25 protein-coding genes and 1 pseudogene are annotated in these 23,218 nt (G+C 61.7%); 9 read left to right on the top strand and 17 right to left on the bottom strand.

The genetic code is table 11. The features are described from left to right. Positions 1-61: 61 nt before the first annotated feature. Together RAC81_RS02305 and RAC81_RS02300 are read right to left on the bottom strand one after the other, a co-directional pair. Positions 62-307 carry a helix-turn-helix domain-containing protein gene (locus RAC81_RS02305; protein ID WP_375080988.1) on the bottom strand — a complete coding sequence of 82 codons (246 nt, stop codon included), beginning with the start codon at positions 305-307 and terminating at the stop codon, positions 62-64. Between the two features lie 24 nt (positions 308-331). Continuing rightward, positions 332-529, bottom strand: a pseudogene (locus tag RAC81_RS02300) (DNA-processing protein DprA); the annotation flags it as partial. Between the two features lie 17 nt (positions 530-546). Between RAC81_RS02300 and RAC81_RS02295 the strand changes: the two are divergent. Further along, complete coding sequence (locus RAC81_RS02295; protein ID WP_375080987.1) at positions 547-1,938, top strand: recombinase family protein; 1,392 nt, start codon at positions 547-549, stop codon at positions 1,936-1,938. Between the two features lie 12 nt (positions 1,939-1,950). Further along, positions 1,951-2,544 (top strand): hypothetical protein, encoded by a 594-nt coding sequence (locus tag RAC81_RS02290; RefSeq protein ID WP_375080821.1) that lies wholly within the window; start codon positions 1,951-1,953, stop codon positions 2,542-2,544. A 1,169-nt stretch (positions 2,545-3,713) separates the two neighbouring features. Here RAC81_RS02290 and RAC81_RS02285 read toward each other — a convergent pair. The 13 genes from RAC81_RS02285 to lepB form a co-directional block, all read right to left on the bottom strand. Next, positions 3,714-4,055, bottom strand: coding sequence for an Lsr2 family protein (locus RAC81_RS02285; RefSeq protein ID WP_375080820.1), 342 nt, complete (start codon positions 4,053-4,055; stop codon positions 3,714-3,716). Positions 4,056-4,233: 178 nt separating this feature from the next. Continuing rightward, positions 4,234-7,935: an NACHT domain-containing protein gene (locus RAC81_RS02280; protein WP_375080819.1), complete on the bottom strand. Its 3,702-nt coding sequence runs from the start codon at positions 7,933-7,935 to the stop codon at positions 4,234-4,236. A 428-nt stretch (positions 7,936-8,363) separates the two neighbouring features. Further along, positions 8,364-8,933, bottom strand: a complete 570-nt coding sequence (locus RAC81_RS02275; protein WP_375080818.1) for a recombinase family protein — start codon at positions 8,931-8,933, stop codon at positions 8,364-8,366. A gap of 212 nt (positions 8,934-9,145) precedes the next feature. Continuing rightward, the gene (locus tag RAC81_RS02270; protein WP_375080817.1) at positions 9,146-9,424 is read right to left on the bottom strand and encodes a hypothetical protein; all 279 of its coding nucleotides are present in this window, start codon (positions 9,422-9,424) and stop codon (positions 9,146-9,148) included. Positions 9,425-9,562: 138 nt separating this feature from the next. Continuing rightward, positions 9,563-9,964, bottom strand: coding sequence for a hypothetical protein (locus RAC81_RS02265; RefSeq protein WP_375080816.1), 402 nt, complete (start codon positions 9,962-9,964; stop codon positions 9,563-9,565). Then, the gene (locus tag RAC81_RS02260; protein WP_375080815.1) at positions 9,961-10,323 is read right to left on the bottom strand and encodes a hypothetical protein; all 363 of its coding nucleotides are present in this window, start codon (positions 10,321-10,323) and stop codon (positions 9,961-9,963) included. Before RAC81_RS02260 ends, RAC81_RS02265 begins: the two co-directional genes overlap by 4 nt. Positions 10,324-10,751: 428 nt before the next feature. Continuing rightward, positions 10,752-11,492, bottom strand: coding sequence for a hypothetical protein (locus RAC81_RS02255; RefSeq protein WP_375080814.1), 741 nt, complete (start codon positions 11,490-11,492; stop codon positions 10,752-10,754). An 825-nt stretch (positions 11,493-12,317) separates the two neighbouring features. Further along, a complete protein-coding gene (locus RAC81_RS02250; protein ID WP_375080813.1) occupies positions 12,318-13,010 on the bottom strand; it encodes a DNA-processing protein DprA in 693 nt (230 codons plus the stop codon). 71 nt (positions 13,011-13,081) lie between these two features. Beyond that, a complete protein-coding gene (locus RAC81_RS02245; RefSeq protein WP_375080812.1) occupies positions 13,082-14,611 on the bottom strand; it encodes a YifB family Mg chelatase-like AAA ATPase in 1,530 nt (509 codons plus the stop codon). After that, positions 14,611-14,970, bottom strand: a complete 360-nt coding sequence (locus RAC81_RS02240) for a YraN family protein (protein WP_375080811.1) — start codon at positions 14,968-14,970, stop codon at positions 14,611-14,613. The genes RAC81_RS02245 and RAC81_RS02240 overlap by 1 nt, the downstream gene beginning before the upstream one ends. A gap of 173 nt (positions 14,971-15,143) precedes the next feature. Next, positions 15,144-15,470 carry a DUF2469 family protein gene (locus RAC81_RS02235; protein WP_017204525.1) on the bottom strand — a complete coding sequence of 109 codons (327 nt, stop codon included), beginning with the start codon at positions 15,468-15,470 and terminating at the stop codon, positions 15,144-15,146. Positions 15,471-15,512: 42 nt separating this feature from the next. Then, positions 15,513-16,175 carry a ribonuclease HII gene (locus RAC81_RS02230; protein ID WP_375080810.1) on the bottom strand — a complete coding sequence of 221 codons (663 nt, stop codon included), beginning with the start codon at positions 16,173-16,175 and terminating at the stop codon, positions 15,513-15,515. Continuing rightward, entirely contained in the window at positions 16,172-16,906 is a 735-nt protein-coding gene (gene lepB, locus RAC81_RS02225; protein ID WP_375080809.1) for a signal peptidase I, read from the bottom strand. Before lepB ends, RAC81_RS02230 begins: the two co-directional genes overlap by 4 nt. A 313-nt stretch (positions 16,907-17,219) precedes the next feature. Here lepB and RAC81_RS02220 point away from each other — a divergent pair, with 313 nt between their 5' ends. The 7 genes from RAC81_RS02220 (at position 17,220) to RAC81_RS02190 (ending at position 22,447) form a co-directional block, all read left to right on the top strand. Further along, entirely contained in the window at positions 17,220-18,290 is a 1,071-nt protein-coding gene (locus RAC81_RS02220) for a tyrosine-type recombinase/integrase (RefSeq protein ID WP_375080808.1), read from the top strand. 58 nt (positions 18,291-18,348) lie between these two features. After that, on the top strand, positions 18,349-18,903 hold the full coding sequence (locus RAC81_RS02215) for a hypothetical protein (protein WP_375080807.1): 555 nt from the start codon (positions 18,349-18,351) through the stop codon (positions 18,901-18,903). A 179-nt stretch (positions 18,904-19,082) separates the two neighbouring features. After that, on the top strand, positions 19,083-19,877 hold the full coding sequence (locus tag RAC81_RS02210) for a helix-turn-helix domain-containing protein (RefSeq protein ID WP_375080806.1): 795 nt from the start codon (positions 19,083-19,085) through the stop codon (positions 19,875-19,877). A 439-nt stretch (positions 19,878-20,316) separates the two neighbouring features. After that, entirely contained in the window at positions 20,317-20,700 is a 384-nt protein-coding gene (locus RAC81_RS02205) for a hypothetical protein (RefSeq protein ID WP_375080805.1), read from the top strand. A gap of 130 nt (positions 20,701-20,830) precedes the next feature. Then, the gene (locus tag RAC81_RS02200; protein ID WP_375080804.1) at positions 20,831-21,148 is read left to right on the top strand and encodes a hypothetical protein; all 318 of its coding nucleotides are present in this window, start codon (positions 20,831-20,833) and stop codon (positions 21,146-21,148) included. Positions 21,149-21,294: 146 nt separating this feature from the next. Beyond that, the gene (locus tag RAC81_RS02195) at positions 21,295-21,522 is read left to right on the top strand and encodes a hypothetical protein (RefSeq protein WP_375080803.1); all 228 of its coding nucleotides are present in this window, start codon (positions 21,295-21,297) and stop codon (positions 21,520-21,522) included. 343 nt (positions 21,523-21,865) lie between these two features. Beyond that, positions 21,866-22,447, top strand: coding sequence for a recombinase family protein (locus RAC81_RS02190; protein ID WP_375080802.1), 582 nt, complete (start codon positions 21,866-21,868; stop codon positions 22,445-22,447). A gap of 2 nt (positions 22,448-22,449) precedes the next feature. Here the strand turns inward: RAC81_RS02190 and RAC81_RS02185 are convergent, their stop codons facing one another. Continuing rightward, a complete protein-coding gene (locus RAC81_RS02185) occupies positions 22,450-22,638 on the bottom strand; it encodes a hypothetical protein (protein WP_375080801.1) in 189 nt (62 codons plus the stop codon). After that, positions 22,628-22,945, bottom strand: a complete 318-nt coding sequence (locus tag RAC81_RS02180; protein ID WP_375080800.1) for a hypothetical protein — start codon at positions 22,943-22,945, stop codon at positions 22,628-22,630. Before RAC81_RS02180 ends, RAC81_RS02185 begins: the two co-directional genes overlap by 11 nt. Positions 22,946-23,218 lie beyond the last annotated feature (273 nt).

Below are 23,218 nucleotides of genomic sequence, written 5' to 3'. Positions count from 1 at the left end.
CGCGGATCTCCTCCTTCCGGCGTCAGCCTCGCCGCGACCCGGATGGGTCCCGGTGTCCGCGTCACCCTCGCCGCTCGCCCGAAGCCCGCCTCTTCCACCCCTGCTCGGACCGTTCGACCGAGCCCTCCAGCTCGAGAACGCCCAGGAGCGCTCGCACCGATGAAGGCGCCATGCCGCTGCGCCGGGCGAGTTCATCGGCATCCCACGCCGTTCGCGAACTCATCGCGTCGAGAAGCCTGGTGTGCTCCGGCGAATCACGCGAGACGAGCGACGTGGGCTTCGTCGACGGACACCACAGCTCGCGCACCTCCTCCGCGGTGGTCACGCAGCGGGCGTCGTACTCACGCAGCAGCCGATGGCATCCGGCCGACGCGGGAGACGTCACCGGCCCCGGCACGGCACCCAGCGGACGTCCGAGGGCGGCGGCATGGCCCGCCGTGTTCAGCGATCCGCTCCGCCAGCCCGCTTCAACGACCACCGTCGCGTCGCCGAGCGCCGCTATCAGCCGATTGCGCGAGCGTAACCTGACTCTATGATGGCGATGTGATGATCGACCTTTATGTGCGGCTCAGCATCCACGACGACACGAAGGATGGCCTTAAGCGCCAAGAAGCCGACCTTCGGCGTTGGGCGGAGCGCAACGGGCACACTGTCCGCACCGTATGGCGTGATCCTGGTGTCTCCGCGTACAAAGCAAAAGAGCGTCCGGAGTTCAAACAAGCCGTACGCGCCCTCACTAGCGGCGAGGTATCACTTCTCGCCGTGTGGAAGCTAGACCGGCTCTCACGTCGCGGAGCGGGTCAGGTCGGCGTCTTACTGGATGACCTGGAGGCCGCCCACGCGAGCATCTATTTTCTGAAAGATGGCCTCTCCACGGCGGAGGTCAGCCATCGCCTACCGATCATCCTCGTCAGCGAGCAAGCACGGAGCGAGTCAAAGAACACCAGCCTCCGCATCAACTCGAAGAACGATGCACTTCGGGAAGCGGGCCTTCCTCCGCTCGGGAAGCGGCGCTTCGGCTACCTCCCCGCCGACGCGAAGCATGGGGTCACCGTAAACACGGTCGAGCATCCGGAGGAAGCTCCCATCGTGCGCCACATCTTCGCCGCGTACATCGGCGGCGCGTCCATCGCCTCTCTGGCGTCGGAGCTTGGCTGGCGAACAGGCCGGGTTCGCGACACCCTCACGAACGCCGCCTACGCCGGGACTCTGAAGATGGGTGAGGTCGAGTACACCGCCGCCGATCATGTAGCCCGCCTCGTAAGCCCGGAGGATCACGCACTCGCACTGGCGCGGCTCCAGTCGGCGTCTGCCGTATATCGGGGCTATAGCCCCCAGGGCGGTCAGATCAAGCACCTAGCATCCGGGATCGCTCGCTGTGGTGTCTGCGATTCCCCCGTCATGTTCAGGAACACGTACGTCTGCAAGGCGGTACCCACTCGCCACATCTCGATCACGGAGAAGTCCCTCGACCAGCTCATTCGCTCGCGTACCGTCGCAACCCTTCTCGATCCTGACTTCAAGATCGATCTCGAACCCGGCACCCGATCCGCCGTCCAGATCAACGCCGACCTGGACGCGACGGAGAGACAGATTCAAGACGTGCTCACTGGCCTGTCCGGGGGTCTGAAGATGTCACAGCTCCTCCCCCACCTGAAACCGCTCCAAGAACGTCAGGCAGCCCTCCGGGAGGAACTAGAGGCCGTTTCGGCGCGGAGCGTGCAAGCTCGGGTGCTCGCGGACATCGCCGCCGCCATGCGGAAGTCCGCTGAGGTCTGGGCGGCAAAGCCTCCCGGCAAGCGCACCAAGACTCTCCACGCGAGCCTCGCGTATGACGATCTGCCGCTGAACCAGCGCCGGGAACTGATCGACGGTCTGTTCTCGATTCTGATCCAGCCAGGGCGAGGTACGGAGCGGGTGCAGATCACGCTCAGATAGTGGTATCCCTTGATGATGCGCAAAGGTATACAGCTGACGCTGAGCCTCCTCCTTCTTCTCGCCATAGCTGCGGGAGGCGTCTTTGCCCTATGGTCCGTGATTGCCTGGTTCCTCGGCCTCTCAGCCGATACGCAGACTCCACTCGCGGCGTTGATCGGCGTTGTTTCTGTGCCTGTGATCACTTACTTCACCAGCCGTTCGTTGGAGAAGCGGCGCTCGCGTGAGAACGCGATTCGGGAGAAGAAGACAGAAATCTACGACAGGCTCATCCGAGGTCTGATGCGGATGCTGAACCTCAGCAAGGCTGATGACCCCATGACGGAAAAGGAGATGGTTGCTCTCTTCTCCGAGGCGATTCCCGATCTGATCACCTACGGATCGCGCAAGGTGATCCTCGCCTGGAACAACTTCAGAACTATCTCCGCCAAGACAGGCGGTGACGCAAGCGCGGCCGGACACGCCTTTGAAGACCTCCTGAAGGCTATGCGGAACGACCTCGGGCACCCGACTGCAACCACCGCCCGGGGTGACCTGCTGAGGATGTTCATCAACGACTACGACGAGTTCCAGCGGGCGAACAAGTCAAGGGAGCGCAGCCCGTCCTGACATCCTCGGCACCTTAGGGGTATTTGGGTAACGACATCGTTATTGGTTCTCGGCGTGTCGAGTCACCAAATGTATGGATTAACCATGAATACTGACCCCAGAAGCACCAAGACCCCGAGGGCACACCGTTCTCGGAACGAGGTCAGGGATGCTCGGGGTCGAGGGCGATCGTAGCGGATCACGTTCGAGACTAAGCCCTGTGGGAGGGCGGATCGCAAATGTTGCGGGATGCTACTCACGGGTGAGAGCTTCCGGTGGTTCGGAAAGAAGAAACCGTGTCCGTAACGAGCCCCTGGCACTCTGTGAAGCAGAGCGTCCACCACAACAACACCGACTGCAACACCGGCAACAACATCGAGCGCGAGAACCGCCGCTTGGGCACGGGCAACAAGCCGCTGTGCCGGGAGTGTGCTGGGCTGCGTTAGTCGCTGATCGGGAGGGGCGTCGGGTTTCCGGGGAAGGTAGCTGACGCCCCTTCTTCATGCCGTCAGTACGCTTACTCGCCGTGCACCTCAGGATCGTACGCCGCATCGCCCTTGAGGTTGGCGCTGAGGATGCGATGCACTGGGGCGGACGACAAGCCGGTGAGGCACGCAACCTCCCTCATGCTGTTGCCCTCTCCCGATACTTCAGCAGACTCTTGACTTACTTCTCGGTGATCGGACTCCGAGGGCGTCACGGTGCCTGTCCACGGCGCACTTCGCGCGCGGCGCTCGTGGGAGGAAAGGGAGGAGAAACCCGAAGCCTCGAACGCCCCCGATCACGAGGTCAGCACCGTTGATCTGCATTGGCGATCAATGCGTAGCCGCGAAGTCAGACCGGCACAGCCAGCCACACCGGGGGAGGCACATCTGTCGTTATTCGACTACCAGTCCTCATCCTCGGCTTCCACCCAGGTTTCCGGTTCCTGGGGATTCTGGCCTTCATCGAGGACTTCTCCCCACTGATCGTGATTTTCTCCGATGGTGCATCGACAGGGGACGAATCCGCCATCCACCCCGGTGAGCTTGTCGTGAAGTGGGCCAGTAGGCATCAGTCAGGCTTCTTCTCGTAGTTTGATCCGTGAGTCGGGCACTGCCAGAGAGTCGCGTGATGCTTGCCCTGACCATTGCCGCCACCGTAGTTGACCTCAACAAGGTCTAGACCACACCAGCACTTCCCGAAGCCCATCAGGCGGGAATCCCGAACGCCGCGTTGTAAGCGTCGATCAAATCCTTGCGAAGCGGTCCGCGTTCGCTCGGGTAGCCATTCTGGTTACCCCACTCACGAATGCTCTTGGGAGATGCCTTGGAGCGCGTGCCCTTCGTGCTCCTGCGAACCATCGGGCTAGCCGCTTCAATGTAAGGATTAAGAAGTTCGTCCAGCTTGTGAGCGTTCTCGGGAGCGAGATCGATGGAGAAATCTCGACCTCCATATGAGAAGAAGACCGTCTGCAGGAACTGCAGATCGACCTCCTCCCCCGTGAGGTCGTCTGTGTAGATGTACTCGATCGGTTTCTGCGTTTTACCCATGAGAGAAAGATACTCCGCCGGCAGTGGTAGCGGCGAGATAGTTATCGTGGTTGGACTACAGGGCTCGGGTTGCGGCCCGCCTCGAACGACGAGAGCCCCCTTCCATAGTTCGAGGCACAAGCGCGTCAGGTCCCAGCAGTCAGCCCGGGCCGGGACCAGTCGAGTGACGCCAGTTCGGTCATATGAAGGTCCAATGTTGTTCGTCAACTACCGCACTCAGGGCCAGCGGCTTCAGTCGCTGAAGCGCAACAAACTTTGCGGTCCGTGTCCATCCTGGCGGGAACTCATACGGAGTGGTGAGAACTTCAACGGACATTGCGAGACTCATGTGCGGAGGCGGGAAGCCCGGACTCATGAATCGGATGTTTGGGAGGGCTCCGAGTTCCTTCGCCGCCTCCGCCCAATCGCGAACATCGGCATCGATATTCCAGGCGGGAGCGTGTTCCAGCCTCTCGCGCAGCCTCAAGTTCGCCAAGAACTCGACGAGAGGCTGAGTCGCTCGCAACTGAGCGGAAGCTTCAATTGAGTCGCTAGGTGCCTTCGTCACGATTGCCACGCATGCGGCGACTCGGCTGGAGAAGGCGTCGAGTGCCAACTTTTTCAGTCGGCGTCGATCGGCCTTAGCCTCCGTCAGATTCGCGATCAGGAAGCAGTCGCGGAGCAAGCCATTGAATTCGTCGTCATCCAGCTCCGCGAGAATGTCGTTTACGTGCGTCGCTAGCGAGTTGAGATTCTCCCAACTGGCCCACACGATCATCACCAACGCCCAAAGCTTGCGGTCGAGATCAGTACGAGCCAGGTTCAACTGCTCCTCCCACCAGCGGGGTCCGCCCCTCCGAAGGCGAGCGCCGCGAACACGTCGATAAAGCGGCACCTCGCTGTCGAAGAGGTTCTCAGGAGCGGGGATGCGCGCATCCTTGACCGGTATTCCGGCGGTCCGCACGGCCAATGCACACGATGCCCAGGACCTTCCGAACATACTGTCGCCAAACTCGATCACTTCGCTCACCTGGTCCGGCGAGTCTCCGAGGGCCAGGTCGCCATGCGAGAACTTCGCATAAAGATCTCGCACGCCCGCGATGTAATCGAGCACCGACTGCGGCGTGCCGGGGACTTCCTGCATAGTGAAGGAGTCATCAGGGATCCAGTGCCGGGTGCGCAACGATCCCATGAGGTAGAAGGAGCTTCCGGTCTGCATGAGGTCGGCCATGATGGGCAACGGCGCGGGCCCACCGCGAGGAGCGGCGGGCAGCCCATCGAGCACCCCCCGAATATAGATCGAGGGAATCTCCGGAATACCGGCTGCCACTAGCGGAGCGTTGTCCACAAGCTCGATGACGCGCCAAAACTCAGCATTACGTCCCGGATCATCGGCCGTGATCAGCGCCCAAACATCCGCGCTTTCGAGATACGCCGCGGCACCGGCTCGGAACATCCTGATGAGGATCGAGCTCCGCCGATCGCCGGTTTCCCCGTCCAGGTGCGAAAGAAACCGATGCGCGAGGCTTGCGCCGTCGTTGATCCGCAAGACCTCGCACAGCTGAGTCGTTCTTAGATCGCGGGGCAGCGACATCAGACGATCGAAAGCTATATCGACCACAACGTCTCTTCCGCACTCGACATCGAACCGAAGGGAGGCTTCGCGCTCTGGGCCGTCCGCGTACATGAACATCGCGATGCCGGTCTCGTCGAAGATCGCTCTCAGCAGGTCCTCTTGCTGGTATTTGACGTTGTTGAACACCCAGTCCTGAACTAGAGAGAGTCCGACTTGTCGCGCGTGGAGCGCTAAGCCGGTGTCGGAAGATTGGATCATCTCTTTGAGGCTGAATACAAGAGTCCCAGTCTCGCCTCGCGTGCACGAACCTGCGTAGAACCTGCAGACATTCAACCAGAACGGCCTGCTCGCTAGCGCCTTGAAACGCTCGGAACGGTCTCCCGTTACAGCCGAGTCATACTGTGTGCCGACCGGTGCAGTCGCGTAGAGGTATTGGGCACAGTAGTACTCGCGAAGGGGTTGAACCTCGAATTCGTACTGTCCTTCAATCCGTTCCACGAGGACGAAGATTCTCTCAAGACCACCACCGAAAAGGTTGTCCGCGATGCTCTCCGGTCGTCGCTCACGTCTCATGTATTCGGCGGCGAGAGACTGTAGATCAGATTCCGAGATACTGCCGGCAGTTCTGGACGCTTCAGCTTGTGACTGCAGCGTCCAAGCGAGAAACTGGACGAACTCTTGCAAGACATGCCGATGTGCCAAAACCCGCTCAGACTTGTCCGCTTCGCGCGTGAAGAACAAGTCCACGTAGCGGCGGTACAGATCGGTGCGCTGGTCAGGCAGAGAGTGCCCGACCTGATGAATCAAGCTCAGGAGAATAGTGAGCTGCATCAGGTTCCGAGTCAGATCCCGGATATGAGAGAACTTGAGTTTCTCGCCCAGAATTTTCTTGACTGCTGCTCGCTCGGGTTCCTCAAGCTGACGCGCTTCCGTCCATTTATCAGCGTATTCTTCAATTCGACCCTCGTCGATATCACTGAGCATCACGGTCGTGAAGCCATGCTTCTGGAGGCGCAGCGGTCTCCCAAAGACTGAAGGGCGGCTGGTGATGACTACCTGCAGATCGCATTCGAACTCGCCCCATCGGCCCACAGCGTCAACGATGGCTTCGATGAGCTTCTGCCGTGCGTCGAGGTCGGCTACCTCGTCGAGCCCGTCGAGGAATAGCAGGACCGGAGCACCCTTGAGGAAGGCAAGAAGGTCGTAGGCGCTGAACTCGACGCCTCCTGCGCGGTTGGAGATTAGCTCCGCGAGGAAGACGTCGAGGGTGCGCGACAGGCTTGAGGTCTGCGTCGTCGCAAACGGAGACTCACCGCGCAAGAAGCTATCGAAATCGCGGAGATCCACCTTTACGGGGATTCGGAATCCGGACTGCCGATGAGACTCGGGAATCCGGTCCAATAGATCGGTCTTACCGAGAAAACGGGCCCTGTGAACCTGGCACGCGTACTGAGCAAGCGTTGACTTGCCCTGTCCGGGAGCCCCTTCGAGAACGATGAAGGGAAGATGCTTCTGGGCTTCGCTGCTGAAGAGGAACGCAGCGGTGCCCATACTGAATCGTCGGTAGTTGCCTGAACTGTCCGGGATCACTACGTCGAGCATGCCCAAGCCATTGGCGTTGTAAGGATCTCGCAGAGCCCCAAGCGCATCAAAGTACGTGGCGGCGGGATCCCGCTGCGTCTTGAGCGGCTTGAGACCCGCAGGGAACCCAACAGGAACATCCACAAAAAGGTCGAGCAAGTCGTTCGAGAGGTCGACTTGCTTGAACTTGACCGTTTGGTCGACCAGGAACTGTGAGGCGACGAAGGATCGAACTGCGTCGTTTCGTCTCGTTCCGTCTGGCCCCATCAGTGCGGCGATGTCGATCCCGTCTTGGAGCGAAAGCAGCTCCGGGTACCGGAGGCGAAGTGGCAGCGGCGCGCGCTCCAGTCGACGGTCGATGTCGTCTCGCCACAAGCAGAACGCTGGGATAGAGACATTCTCGTCAAACCAGGCTTGCACCCGATCGATGCGACCACCATTCAGATGTCCAGTCCCACGTGCGTTCGTGACCATCACATAGGTCTCGGCACCACGCGCGATCAGCCGCTGGATCTTCGGAAGCTCACCTTCGAGTGCTTCCAGCATCCAATCGGCAGACTCAGGTTCGTCATTCTTGCGGAACTTGACTTGAAGCACGGTCTTGGTGAGTGCGTCAAAGCCGTCCCGCCCACCGTCTTGTTGCCCAACCGGGAAGCACTGAAGAGCGGGGAACTCATCGAGCAGCAATGATTGACACATTTGCTGGAAGCGATCATCGCTTGTGTTCTCGTACAGGAATCCCAACTCTGCCCCCTCTAGGCCCCGCCCACCGTTGTGCGCACTGGACCGAAGCCTAGCGCTCAACGCAAGCCTCACCAGTCAAGTGCCTGCCTAATCAACCGCGTCGCTCAGGACCCCGCATCTCGGGGCCCGCCCCTCGACCTTTGAAATTTGAGCCCGCGCGGCACGGCCTGTAGTACGCGAGGTCTGCAGTCCGTTGCGACAGCGCGTCCATCTGAATCACTCGGGCCGCACCTCGACCATGCCCGATCCAGCCGCAGAGATATCCTTGGGAAGAGCCCTCACGAGATTGTCTCTCAGCCGGTGAGGGAACGGGAGGGGACCGCGTTCGGACACGGGCCCGGTGGCGATGGGCTGCCGGTAGGCGCGCATGTCGTGGCCAATTTCGATCCGTTCACCCGTTCTAACATGAGCAGGCTAGCGGCGTCCGATTATCTGTTCTGGTTGTTCTGCAGGACTCGATACAGCGTTGCAGGGCTGACCCCCACCATGCGCGCGATGTCGGCGCGGGTGTGATCCCCGGAGCGAACTAGAGCCATGATGGTGGACAGCTTCTTGGCATCCACGACAGAGGGGCGACCACCGACCCTTCCCTTGGCCTTCGCGGCTTCAAGACCGGCACGAGTGCGCTCTGCGATGGTGTCGCGCTCCAACTGAGCGAACGCGGCCATGATCGTCAACATGGCCTCCCCCATCGGGCCTGACGTGTCGATGCGCTCTGTGAGGCTGTGGAAGGTTGCACCCTTGCCGGTTATGGTCTTGACGGCTTCAAGGACGTTCATAGTGTTGCGCCCGATCCTGTCGAACTTCCAGACGTATACCTCGTCGCCCTCTTCGAGCCGGTCGATCAGCTTGTCCCACTCAGGCCGGGAAGCCATGGTGCCGCTGACGCCTTCGTCGGCGTACACCCTCTTGATTCCATCAACCTTCGCCAGGGCGGCGGCCTGAAGCTGACTCGACTGATCCTTGGTCGATGTCCGGGTGTATCCATAGCGCGTCATGTCTCAATACTCTCAAAACCCATCTGTCTTAACAAGACCTTCTGAGAGATAGTTCTGAGAAACCTTGCGGGGCCGGGTCGGCACCGCACCGGCACTCTCACCCATCCATCGTTTTTGATTGAGAACGTTGAGGGCATGATGACAGCCCTCCCGACCGACCTTGACGAAGTAAAGCCGGGAGGGCTGTGGAGTTGTTGCTGGAGTCGGCCTGACTAGCCCCCAGCAACCGTTCCGCGTGGGAAAGGTGGCCACGCGGGGTCTATTTCGTAGTTCTTACCCAAGATGTCGCCTAGCAACGCTGCCAGACGCTCAACCTCGGGATTCTCGGCGGGGCCAGAAGTGAGGCGGCGAACCTCCGAGTTCGCGGGGTCGAGCGCCTTCGCAATGTCAGCTTCAGTCCAGTTGTAGAACTGCTTGACTTCCTCGATGGCGGCGCGCTCTGCACCCCTGTTGTCCGCGATGATGGCTCTCAACCATGCGTCGTCATTCATTGTCGTCTCCAAGTTGATTGAGGATGTCGAGCGTCTGTACCAACATCTCGACATCGTTCTCTGAGGCCGCTAGACGGCCTTGGTGGATGTCCCCGAGCACGCCCACGAGGGCGCTGAGGGCGTCGTCCGTGAGGCTCATCATCGGAAGTCGGCGTTCAGGTCGCGGAGTACGTCGCTGTGCTCTTGCCAGACGGTCTGCACAGCGGCCTTGCGCTCGGCTGGGTCGCTGATCTTGCGGGCGTGTTCGAGTTTGGCGAATGCGCTCTTGAACATGTGCGCGTCATCGTCGGCCCCGATTACAGCACCGGCTGATGGCTTGCGCTCAGTGAAGCGGACTCCTCCCCAACGCTTGGTCTGCTCGGCGGCGTCGAATTCCAGCCAGGAGACGCCCAGGCGGTCACGGGTGTACTCGATCAACTCGGGCGTTACCTCGAATGCTTCGTTCTGCTTCAACACCCGCCCGCCAACGGGGTCGCCCGCCGGGGAGAACTCTGGAATGGTCAAGCCGGTACGAGTTGCGTAGTAGGTCTTCGTGGTCATTTCTTTTCCTTGAGCTGACGGCGCAGGATGTCGCGCAGGTGGATGAGGTCTTCGTGGTCGCCCATAACGTTGAACAGAGCCGGGGCGAGGTCGGGATGTTCCACCACGAGACGCTGAAGCGCTCGCAGAAGTGCTCCCGTGGAGGCCATGAGGTCTACCGTGCTCAGATCAGTGATTCCGGCCCTGTTGATGAGCCGGTCGATCACGGCTAGCTCTGCCGTAGCGGCACGAGCACGGACGGAGGGCGAGCCGCTACGGTCTGCCAGCTTCCGGGCCTCACGTGTGCTGTCTGCTAGCTCGCGCAGGCGCATTAGAAGATCATCGGGTGCGGTGTCGTCATCTTCGAGCACAGCGGCCATAGCGTTATAGTGCAATTTTCGCCAGCGACTGATTGCACTTTCAGAGACGCGGAACTTGGTAGCCACCTGAACGGCGGTGGCACCCTCCATGAGGGCGCGTTCGATGTCATCCCGTTGGGGATGCGTTTCGATTGTACTTCTTCGACCCATGTCTGCATTCCTTGTATCAAGAGGGAGAAAGCGCAGGAACAAGAACTTTTCGCGCCCGACCGCGTGGGTAAGGAGTTCCATATGAAACCCACGCGATCTTTCGCCTGCGCTTTCTCCGTCTTTTACTACTATCGCTCACGGAATCGCAAGATACGCTCCGATACGAAATCAGATTGCGATTGGTTTAACCACCCCGTGACGAGAAAGTCGCTAATGCGATCTGCGGGCTTGCAATTCGCTCTAGGCCCTTCGATACCAGCGAAGGGTGTGCAGGCTCTCTACGGACCTTCGATGGCCTCTGAGAGGCCATCCATGGGAAGGGCACCAATCTCGGAAAGAAGTTCATCCATCCAGTCAGCATCACTCTCTTGCCTGTCCGCGCCGGAGCGAGCCAGAGGCTCAGCGACGAGAGGCGCGGGCGAGGATCTATCCGAGTCGGTTCTTTCTTGATCTTGAGGATTCCTATTATGGGGTTGTGGTCCCCATTGATTAGGGTTGTGGTCCCTATTAATTGGGGTTGTGGTGCCCAGTGCACTGGGGTTCTGCTCCCTAGTGTCTGAAGCTTGGGCGGCTCGCTGTGGTCGCTTCCATTGATCGCGAGCCTTGTTTCTGTCCTGGTCTGAGAGCACTGCATGCACGTGGTCCGAGTAGGTCAGCGTGTAGACCTTGACCGGCATCCCTCCGCCGGGGCGCTTCGAGGTCTCGACGACGCGGATTGCCCCCAGCTTCTCCAAGAGCCGCAGAACGCGCCGAACACTCTTTGGTGAGCAACCCGAGATTTCTGCGATTGCAACCTGAGAGAGCCTGAAGCGTTCGCCGGTCTTGAAGTCGCCGGTGGCGAGCAATGAATGAGCAACGGCTACAAACGTCGGGCGCTCGATCGCGCCGCGCCCATCCTGGAGGAATTTCTCACCAGCGAGCCTCAGATGACCGTTGTAGAAGTGCTCGATGTACTTTCTGAAGGTACCCGCGCTGATCGGATCACCAATTGAGTACGTCTTCGAGGTATGGTTGTTCACCATATTTTAGTTCCAATTCATCTATTCCTCTCGGTCGGTCGAGAGGGAGCCAGCCCCGATGCGGATGGATTGGAAACGACGCGCCGGGGCTAGCTCACCTAAGTGTGCGGGGTTCCGACATCCGCTGACGCAATATGTATACGCCTATTACCTACAATCGCTCAAAAGAGGCGGCGCATTTATTCCTGTTTGCGCTTACTGCGGCCGCGCGCGTACTCGCGGGAGTAGTCACGCCACACTCCAGCACACGCGTCACACCGGCACTTATGATTTGTGTAACCGCTCAGCGTGCCATGTGCAATTGCAGGCTTAGGCTTAGGTTTCTTCTCTTCGGGGGTTTTCTTCTTTTCCGGAGCCTTTCCCACGAGTGGACGGTTATCGACCTTCACCGGCTCGGCAATCTTGGTCGGAGAGGTCCATGTGATGACCACGGGGCGCGATGCTGGGTAACTAATGCCGTCGGGTGTGGGGAATCGCCTCTGGGAAGGCTTCTGTGGCACTTCTGCGGGCCTCTGTGCCCGTTCAGCTACAGCTACACGTCTAGCGTCGAATTCGGCCCTCAGATCGGCCCTGGAGTTTTCGCGTACCGTGCGACACTCGTGCCGTGCTTTGACCACGATCAGCTTGCGGTCAGCATCTCTTGGGGCGTCGGCGGCCTGAGCACAGAGGAATCTGCGTCGAGCCTCGGGTAGGTCGGCTAGCGAGCGGAGGGAGGCGAGTGCGGTGGGTGTGTCCATGTCCCCTCTACCTATCGCTCACTGCGGGAGGGGAGTTCGCAGAACTCGCCCGATTCGTTCGCTACACGTTGGTGAACAGCTCTACACGTCATGGGCACTTTTTACGCGAGAGGAAGCGCCACTTCGTCGGCGCCGTCCCGCAGGGCACCTCGCTCACGACCGCTCCCGCCTCCGCGATGCGCTGCAGAAGATCACGGTGCCCCTGCGGGTAGGCCCGATCGACACCGCCGGCGAGGAAGGCGACGGTCGTGCCGTCGACGCCGAGGGCTGCTCGATGGGCTGCGCCGTCGATGCCGTACGCTGCGCCGGAGACGACGGCCACACCTGTCGCCGCGAGGTCGCCGGCGATCTCACCCGCCACCTGTTCGCCGTACGCGGTGGCTGCTCGCGCTCCGACGATCCCCACCCGTTCTGCGGTACGCAACGCGGAGATGTCTCCCGTGACCCACAGCACGAAGGGGGTGTGGACGTCGAGATCGTCGAGCGGCTCGGGCCAGGCGTCGTCCCCTGGCAGCAGCAGTCGCGCTCCGAGACGCGCGGCATCCCGCAGCGCTGATCCGACACCGGCGTCCGAGACACGGGGACGCCAGCGTGCGACGCCCTCGCGGAGCCCCTGGTCACCTTGGTGGGGCGCCAGGAGCCCGTCCATGCTTCCCTCGATGAGGGTTCGCCACGCGGGCGCCGCGCCCATCTCCGCCACGAGCGCGCCGGCGACCCCGTCGCCGGGCTCGGTGACGACGGACCACGCCACGCGCGCCAACGCCTCTTCGGGACTTTCCATCTCGGTCGCCGACTGCCCTCTGAGAAGCGCAAGACTTTCGCGGATCGATCCGTCGCGGAGGAGCCCATCGATCATGCGGCGTACCCTCGCTTCAGGTAGAGGGCTCGTCCGACCTGATCCAGTCCCGGCCGATCGAGTCCGGCGAGATCAGCCATGGTCCAGGCGAGCCGCAACACGCGGTCATAGCCGCGCAGCGTCAGCATTCCTCGCTCGAGAGCGCGGTCCAGGGGCGTCCGCGCATCCGCAGGGATCCGGACGTCGATCTGACGCAACCGACTCCCCGGCACCTCGGCGTTCCTCGTCCAGGGCGTGCCGTGCCAACGCTCCCTTGCTCGAGCGCGGGCGCTCACGACTCGAGCAGCAGCGTCTCGGGTGTTCGTCAGCGCCGGTGCGCCGGCCACTGCACGCGCGGGCGTCACGCGCGCTACCTGCAGCTCGATGTCGACGCGGTCGCGCAGCGGGCCCGAGAGCCGCGACGCGTACCGGCGAATCGCTGCCGAGGGGCAGACGCACTCGCCTCCCCGTACCCCGTAGTTGCCGCACGGACACGGATTCATGGCCATCACGAGCTGGAATCGTGCCGGGAAGCGCGCGGTGAATCCCGACCTGCTGATCTCGATGGTGCCCGACTCGAGCGGCTGTCGGAGAGCGTCGAGCGCAACGCGCGAGAACTCGGCTGCCTCGTCGAGGAAGAGCACACCGCGGTGCGCTCGCACGATCGCCCCCGGGCGCGCCGCACGCGAACCGCCCCCGACGAGAGCGGCGACCGATGCACTGTGATGCGGTGCCTCGAGCGGAGCGACCGCATCGAGGCTCCGCACGTTCTCACCGCACAGCGATCTGATCGAGGCGACGTCCAGGGCTTCCTCGTCGGTGAGCGCAGGAAGGATGCCCGGAAGCCGCCTCGCCAGCATGGTCTTGCCTGCGCCCGGGGGTCCGCTGAGGAGCATGTGGTGTCCTCCGGCCGCCGCCACCACGAGTGCTTCCACGGCGTCGTGCTGCCCGACGATGTCGGCGAGATCGAGCGATTCGCTGTCCGGGAGCGCGACCGGTGGACGCTCGACCGGATCGAGCTCCGGAACCACGACGTCCGCTCCGTGCCACAGAGCAACTTCGGCGAGAGACACGGCCGCGCGTACCTCCACGCCGGGCACGAGCACGGCTTCGCTCAGGTTCGCCGAGGGAACGACCACGCTGTCGAATCCGGCGCGCGCGGCCGCGAGAACCGCGGGGAGCACACCGGGCACAGGGCGCAGCCTCCCGTCGAGCCCGAGTTCCCCGATGTGCACCGTGCGACGGATCGAGCGGACGTCCAGCGCTCCCCCGGCGGCGAGGGCGCACACTGCCACGCTCAGATCGAAGGAGGATCCCTGCTTCGGCAGGCTCGCCGGGGAGAGGTTGATGGTGAGCCTGCGCCGCGGCAGGTCGAGGCCCGAGTTCTTGCAGGCGTTGTGCACGCGCTGCACCGCCTCTCCGAGCGATTTGTCGGGGAGACCGATGATGCGGAAGTCGGGCGTCTGATTCGACAGGTCCGCTTCGACCTCCACGAGGTGCCCGTCCACCCCCGTCAGCGCGACCGCCCAGGTCCGTGCGATCGTCATCAGAGGTCCACCAGGTGCTCGATCTCGCCCCAGGCAGGATCCGGCCCGACGATCGAGATCGCCTCGACGCGCAGAGCAAGCCCGCGCGCTCGATCGGGGTGCGCGGCGATCCACGCGTAGGCCAGGTGCCACAGCCGCCCGAGCTTGCGCGAGTCGATCGCATCGAGAGGGTGTCCGAAGGCCGCCGATGTGCGTGTCTTCACCTCGACGACGCAGAGCCACCCCGACGCGACCGCGACGATGTCGATCTCCCCCTGGGAGCACCGCCAGTTCCGGGCGAGGATCTCGTATCCGCGGCTCTGAAGGTATCGTGCGGCGCGCTGCTCGCCCGCCCTGCCGAGTTCGTCTTTCGCTGCCATGCCGACAGCCTGTCGTCCGACGTGGTCGTCCGTCGCGGACGTCGTCCCCGAACGACGGCTATCCGGGAGAACTCCTCGATACCACCCGTTGTGTAGAAGAAGTCACGCGCTCAGCAGAGATCACGCGCGCAGCAGAGATCACGCGCGCAGCAGACATCACGCGTGGAGAGTGATCACTCGCCGTCGAGCGAGAGTTCCTGGGGCAGTTCGAACTCGCGGCGCTGGAGTTCCTCGACGTTGACGTCCTTGAACGTCAGGACCCGGACGGCCTTGACGAAGCGGTCGGCCCGGTAGATGTCCCACACCCAGACGTCGCTCATGGAGATCTCGAAGTAGAAGTCGTGCTCGGTGTCACGACGGACGACGTTCACCTCGTTGGCGAGATAGAACCGCCGCTCCGTCTCGACGACGTACTGGAACTGCGAGACGACGTCGCGGTACTCGCGGAACAGAGCCAGCTCGAGTTCGCGGTCGTAGTCGTCGAATGCTTCCTCATCCATGATGAGTCCATCCTAGAGTCGGCACGGGCAGTCGTCGCACGCTCAGAACAGGGTCGGCGCGTCGGCGATCGCCCAGGACGACCGATGGTGGGGCGAGAGCCCGAGAGAACGGATCGCGTCCCGATGCTCGACGCTCGCGTACCCCTTGTTCCGGTTCCACTGGTACGACGGGTGGTCGACGTGCAACTCGGTCATGTACGTGTCGCGCGCGACCTTCGCGATGACGGACGCCGCAGAAACCGAGGCGCAGTCCCGGTCGGCCTTGACGACCGACCGAACCCGCAGCGGAACGGGATGCACGGCGGAGACGTAGTCGTGGTTGCCGTCGAGGAGCACGAGCGCGTTGGACACTGCGACGCCCTGCTCGACAACGCTCTGCACCGCCCGTGACGCGGCCAGGCCGAGCGCCCGCATGATGCCGACCTGATCGATCTCCGCGGCGGTCGCCCATCCGACTCCCGACGCCTGCACCCACGCTGCGGCGCGGGCCGCGACGTCGGGACGCCGTCGCTCCGTCACCAGCTTCGAGTCGCGGAGCCCCTCGGGCACCCGCCGGCGCGCGCCCTTGGCGTCCATCACCGCTGCCCCGACCGCCACCGGGCCGGCCAGGGCTCCACGGCCGACCTCGTCGAGCGAGATGATCAGCTCGCACTCCTCGGTCAGGAGTCTGCGCTCGAGGGTGAGCTTCGGTGCGACGACGGTCATTCCGCCTCCGGCACCCCGTTGAAACTGTCGTGGTGACCGTCGATCGTTCCCATGCGGTCAAGGGGCCAGGTCGTGAAGAACGCCTTGCCGACGACGTTGTCGAGGGGTACGAAGCCGCCGCTGGGGAGGTCCTGATGCGCCCGGGAGTCGCGGGATCGGTCGCGGTTGTCGCCCAGCACCCAGATGGAGTCCTCTGGCACGACCACGTCGAACGGCTCGTTCGACGCCGCGGTGTCGCCCTCGGGAAGGTCGAGGTAGTCCAGCTCGTCGATGGGAGCACCGTTGATCGTGATCTGGCCGAGCGCGTTGCAGCACACGACGTGATCTCCGGGCAGGCCGATGACGCGTTTGACGAGATGGTCCTGCGAGTCGGACGCCGAGATCCCCACGACGGTGAGCACCCAGTCGACGGCCTGGATGAGCGGCGGCTGCGCGGGCGTCTGCGGCTGGCCCTCGAGCCACCCACCGGGATCCTTGAAGACCACGACGTCTCCGCGCTCGTAGTCGGTCCATCGTGGGGTCAGCTCGTCGACGAGGATCCGGTCGTCGACCATGAGCGTTCGCTCCATCGACGCCGACGGGATGAAGAACGAGCGGACGATGAACGTCTTCACCACGAACGAGACGAGGGCCGCGATGACGATGATGATCAGCACGTCACGCAGGAAGACCAGGAATCCGCGGCGCCGTCGTGTTCGAGGCGTGGATGCGGCGGCGGAGTCAGTCGTCATCAGGTTCCTTCACAGAGTCGCACCGCGCGCACGCGGCACTACCAAGGGTCGCACACCCCGAGGAGAACAAAGCACCCCGGGACATCGTGTCCCGGGGTGCTGAGGAGATCGCGCGTCAGTTGTCGCGCTTCTCCTTGAGGCGCGGCGGTTCCGCTCTACCACTGGGAAGAGCGGGCGCTGGTGAGCACCGCGCGCCAACAGCACGCCAACAACTTGGCGCACTCGTTGGAAAGAACTCCTCCTGATCCGTATGGATGGAAGGAGGAGCACATGCCGTTCACGAGAACGAACTCCTCACGGAGAGGAGACGGCAATGCCCGTTCGTAAGTTGAAGTCAGGCAAGTACCAGGCGCGCGTGTGGGACAAGCGGGCCAAGAAGTACGTACCGCTGGGGACGTACGACACCGAGAAGGAAGCGGGGTACGCCGAGTACGACGCTGAGCAAGGACGGTTGCCCGAGAAGGTAGCCACACCCAAGGTGGCCATCCCACGTGGACGCGAGAAGTTCGAGGCCTTCGCGCTCCGTGTCATCGAGGCGGGCAAGGACAAGTGGGCACCGTCCACCTACCACTCCCATCTCCGTGACCTCCAGAAGCACCTGAAGGTGTTCCACGCCATGCCGCTGGCCGACATCGACGCGGCAGACGTTGAAGACTGGTGGAACTCGATGGAGAAGCAGAAGGTAATCCGCAAGCAGGCCTACGCCACCCTCCGCATGGTGATGAAGCGCGCGCTCACCCGCCGCCTGATCGATTACACGCCCTGCCTGATCGAGGGTGCGACGAAGGACCACAGTAAGAAGAGGCCAACCTTCAAGTCTGATGATGTCCGGCTCATCGCCATGATGACCGATGACCTTCAGATGAGAGCGGCCATCCTGACCCTTTTGGGTACCGGCGCACGCATCGGTGAGCTTCTGGCGCTCGACTGGGAAGACATCGACCTTGAGCAGGGCAAGGCGGACATCCACCGTCATCTGACGCCCTACGGCCTGGAGGAAGGTACCAAGCACAACGCAGACGGTAGGCGCGTACTCCTGCTCACCAATGAGGCCGCAGAGGCACTGAGGGCATATGCCTACTCCGTCGTCCGCAATCCACAGGAACCGGTGTTCACGAATGCCTGGGGTCGCAGGATGACGTACAAGGCGTTTGCCACTCGCTTCAATCCGTTGAGGGTGACAGCGGGATTCCCGAACCTGAACCCGCACGACATCCGGCATATCCACCTGACGGAGTATGGCCGGGTATCCACCTTGGGTGAAGTGATGGAACGCGGTGGCCACAAGGACTACACGTCCTCTCTTCGGTACCAGCACACGGACGAAGAACGCCAGAAGGCCATCATGGAGAAGCTGGAGCGTGTGATGTTCACCAATCTGTAGGGAACGAAACGGGGCCCTGTGGGTGAGTCGCGGATCGTTGTGCGCGATAGATGAAGGCATGACGATCCATGAAGCCCTAGCCGCCCTACACACGCTGACCGACCTCCCTGAAGCGAGACGCCGCTACCTAGCGGTGCTCGCCGCCGACGCCCCAACAGATGCTGACCGGAAGCTCATCGTGGTCAAAGCGCGGCATGAGTGTCGCACAGTACGCGAAAATCTCAGCGCCGATTTGAGGGCCGAATTCGACGCCAGACGTGTAGCTGTAGCTGAACGGGCGCAGAGGCCCGCAGAAGTCCCACAGAAGCCCTCGCAGAGGCGATTCCCCACCCCTGACGGCATAAGGTACCCGGCATCGCGCCCCGTGGTCATCACATGGACCAGTCCGACCAAGATTTCCGAGCCGGTGAAGGTCGATAGGCGCCCGCTCGTGGGAAAGGCTCCGGAAAAGAAGAACACCCTCGAAAAGAAGCCGAAGGCAGTGCCTGTAATTGCACATGGCACGCTGAGCGGTTACACAAACGGGAAATGCAGGTGCCCTGCCTGTGCTGAGGTCTGGCGTGATTATTCGCGAGAGTATGCGCGGGGCCGAAGCAAACGCAAGCAGAAATGAATGCGTCATGTCTTTTGAGCGATTGTAGGTAATAGGCGTATACATAGTACGTCTGCGGAAGTCGGAAGCCGCCATCTTAGGTGAGGCCACCCCGTTGCGTTTCTTCTTTCTTCTTCCGCACGGGGTGGCCTCCCTTCTCTTCCGACCTAGAGAAGGTACACAACAGTAAGAAGAAGATAATGGGTAAGAACAGTACCCCGAAGACGTACATTATCGGTGCATCCATGAACAAGGGCACCTTCGAGTCTTTCATCCGCCACTTCCCAAACAAATGGCTTCGCAATGCCGGGAAGATTCTCGGAGATAACTATACCTCCATGGAAAGGGTGAGTTTCTATGCGGTCGCCAAGGCTCTGGTAGAGGTTGGCGATTTCGAGGACGGTAGCAACTTCCGCCTCAGTCAAATGGCAATTGCGGATATCTGCGGTGCCTCACCCAAGACTGTGCGTCGTGTCCTCAATCTCTTGGAGATGACCGGTGCTATCGAGGTAGCCGAGAAGTCCAAGAGGCCAGGCGGAGGAACACCGGTCAAAAACTACCGATTGGTGTACTCGCAGAACGTCCACGACGTGACCCAGATCAAGGATCGTAACCGCGACCGAGACCTCTGGAAGAGGGAACCGCGTGGAGGGAAGGCACTAGGTAGCACAACCCTAGTGCAGCCGGTAGCACAACCCCAGGCACTGGGTAGCACAACCCTACCCAGTAGGGAGCACAACCCTACAAAAGGAATGTCCATGAATATAAACACGAATGCTCACACTCCTCCGTCGTCAGAGCCTTCGGCTCCCTCCGGAGTTCGTGGCGAGGAAAGTAATACTTCTTCTGTGGATGAGGTATTCGACATCGATCTTCTTCTGGGCGGTGTCGAGGATGAAGAACCTCAATCCATGGACGAAAAGGTTACACACTTCTACCAACTGGCTGACTCTACGGGCAAGAATGTGACTCAGGAAGCCCTGGAAGCCCTGTAGAGAGCCTATCTACCCTTCGCTGGTATCGATGCGTCTGGAACGAATTTTGACCCCGCAGAGCGCAATGGTTATTTCTTGATATCGCCACAAAAACTTTCTCATAAACTTTCGAGATTCCCGCAACTTTAGTGCCCGCCGAGACACTTCGACACCTCCCCGAGCGATAGTAGTACATAGAGAGAGATAGTGCAGGGCGGGGAATGCACGGGATCATATGGCGTGGTTCATGCCTGGAAACTCCGACCGCGCAGGGGCACGAAAGTCTTACGGTTCCCTGCATTATCTCCCTCCATATCAGGGATTGAGATACGTTATGGTACGAGCGGGCAGACCTTCTACGGTCGAGACACACCGGGCCCGAGCGCGCATTGAAGCGGCTCTTGATGCCGGAGAGACGTACGAGAGTATTCGCACGTGGACAGGGCTCTCTGTCAGCGCCTTGTCAAGATTCTCGATTTCTCGAAAATCAGACCTCGCGAAGCTGGCAGAGGATGAACCAAGCACGACAGATGTTATTGTGCGTGCCGTTCAGATTGCCGACGATGCTCGCGACCTCCGTCAGCGCTCGAAGCACTCCACGCCGGTGGCCAGAGCGAGAGCCATCAAGGTGGAAAGCGAAGCTCTGTCCGTGCTCATGAATCATCTCGGGATCGATGACACCGGCGCCGAGCGTGCATTCGAGGAAGCCATGGAGCTTGTGGCGACCCTAGGCGAGTTCGCCAGGAATGACCCCGAGAGCGCCCGTTCTCTATTGAAGACGATGGCCGCACACCCGCGACTATCCGAGTTGAAACAGGCGCTCACGCGCCAGATTGGGGCCTGAGATGGCCAAGACGACCCACACGATTCCCTTCATCGCTCACGCTAGGGCTAGTGGCCTAACCCTTCCCGCTGTCACCCCGGCTGGTGATGCGGCTCCGGGCGTCGTCCTGAGGCAGGGCCAGGAGTTCACCGTGACGCAGGAGCTGTATGACGCCACGCTGGACCGCACGGGCGCTTCCTGGCTGGACCTGACCGAGGCAGAGCAGGTCGCTCGGTACGGGATGGTCAAATGGGCCAAGGGTCCAGCACCCGAGAGCATGGGCGTAGGTCAGGACGACGAAGGTTTCAGATACCGCCAGGGTCTAGCCGCACGCGAGTGCGCATTGCGCATCTCCGATCCGGCCGACCGCGCTCTAGCCCTCAAGAACGTCAAGACCGAATACGGTGACGCGCTGAACCCGATGGCTCAGGGGCCTCAGCACATCCCCGCCCGAACGGACGGCTACTGAGTCATGAGCCTCACGGACGACGCCCTCAGCGCCCTCGTGGGCGTGCTCGGAGACATCCACCAAGGCCGCCTAGCAGCCTCAGAGAACGATGTAGAGATGTTGGTACAGACGCTCGACATCCTCAACCAACTTGGAGATGACAACAGATGAATGACGACGCATGGTTGAGAGCCATCATCGCGGACAACAGGGGTGCAGAGCGCGCCGCCGTCGAGGAAGCTAAGCAGTTCTTCGAGTGGAGTCAAGCCGACATTGCCCGAGCGCTCGACCCCGCGAATCCGGAGGTCCGCCGCCTCACTTCTGGCCCCGCCGAGAATCCCGAGGTTGCGCGTCTGGCAGGGTTGCTAGGCGACATCCTGAAGCCCAAGCCCTAATGCTCCGCGCCGGGGATACAGTGTCAGGCCTGAATCTCCCCTCGGCGCGGCCCTCTTCCGCCCTCTGGTCCATCATTCATCTAGGTCCAGCCAGGGAGCGGAACCCGGTTCCCCCTCAAAGGCTCTGCTTCGGCAGAGGGGGGAACCCCTCTCTAAGTCAACGGCCCCTGCGAGTCGGTACTCCTAAGTCTCCTTGCAGGGGCCGTTGCATGCCGTCTCAGAACCATGACTTTGAGACATCCGTTACACCCGAGGCGACCATCCACGGATAGCCCCGATCCTTCGTCTCAAAAGGTGTATCTGCGACTTGTCTCAGAAGTGTGTAACGGATACAGTCATGGACATGACCACTCAGAAGACGTTCGGCTACATCCGAGTCAGCACGGCGGCGCAGAACCTCGACCGGCAGACGGATGCACTCGTGGCGGCTGGCATCGACCCCGCCGACATCTACGCCGACAAGATCAGCGGCGTGAAGACCACGCGCCCCGGCCTTGACGACCTTCTCAGCCGCGTGCGCGACGGGGACCGGATTCAGGTGACCTCGCTCGACCGTCTCGGGCGCTCTGCCCTACACGTGCTCAGCACGATTGCCGAGCTTGAGGAACGCGGCGTCACCGTGCTCAGCCTCAAGGAAGGCGAGAACATGACCGGCGCAACGGGCAAGCTCATGCGCGGCCTCATGACCCTTATGGCGGAATGGGAACGCGAGATGAACGCCGAGCGAGTGGCCGAGGCTAGGGCCGCTCGCGCCGCCCGCGCTCAGGCCGGTGAGCAGGTAGCGGGTCGTCCCCGTACCGCGCTCTCCCCGTCAAAGGTCGCAGAGGTTCACAAGCTCAAGGCCAAGGGCCGCACGCCATCTGAAATCGCCAAGCTCGCGGGCATGAGCCGCGCGTCCGTCTACCGCGCTCTGAGCACAAGCTAAAGCTAGTTGTCGTAGCGGATGATGATGTCCGTGGCCTTGGTGATGTGAAGCTGGTAGTGAACCTTCTCTTGCGAGTACACGAACCACTCTTCGCCGCTCTCAAGATGCTCGCGCACCGCCATGTCGAAATGGCTCACGTCGCCGGAGATGATTTCCAGCTTTACCCCGCCTACGTACACTTCATTCGCCATTGGTGCCTCCTTCGTCAGCCCAGCGGATGTTGAGATTCTGCCAGTGCACGATAGACAGCGCATCGCTCCAGTCGCGCCCGCCGTTGCCCGTCGCGATCAATTCGCCGGACGCCGCGTCGTACACGGTCACGTTGTACTTGTAGTCGGGGTGAGACTCGCTATCGGTGAAGTCCACCCGAACGGGGTGACCTCTGAATGTTGCATCGGCGCGCCCGCGCACGAACCCCGGCTCGTTCGTCTCAAACACGAGGCCCGTTGCGCCTCGCACATCGGCCTGGTGGACTGCTCTGTCCTTGATCGTCGTCATGGCAACACGCTAGCGCAAACATCCCCCCTGGGATGTTCGAGGATGTTCGAATCTCTCCGGGCGTGTCGCGCAGACATATTCGGTGTTTCGTCGTAACGTCTGGTACAGGTCGAGGTGACCTGCAAATGCCGCCAGGCGGAAAGCGAGGTAAGAAACCACGCGAGCACAGTGTGAAACATGCCATCGAGTCGCAGGAGTTAGCGACGAGGGGAACCTGCTCAGTCACGAGAACGCATCGGGGACCAGATGCCCCGCCTCAGGATCGGTCGCCGT

The organism is Microbacterium sp. CR_7, from assembly GCF_041954755.1.
Lineage (GTDB): Bacteria > Actinomycetota > Actinomycetes > Actinomycetales > Microbacteriaceae > Microbacterium.
The sequence above is the reverse complement of the archived record's forward strand: the minus strand, read 5'-3'. Positions and strand labels throughout refer to the sequence as shown.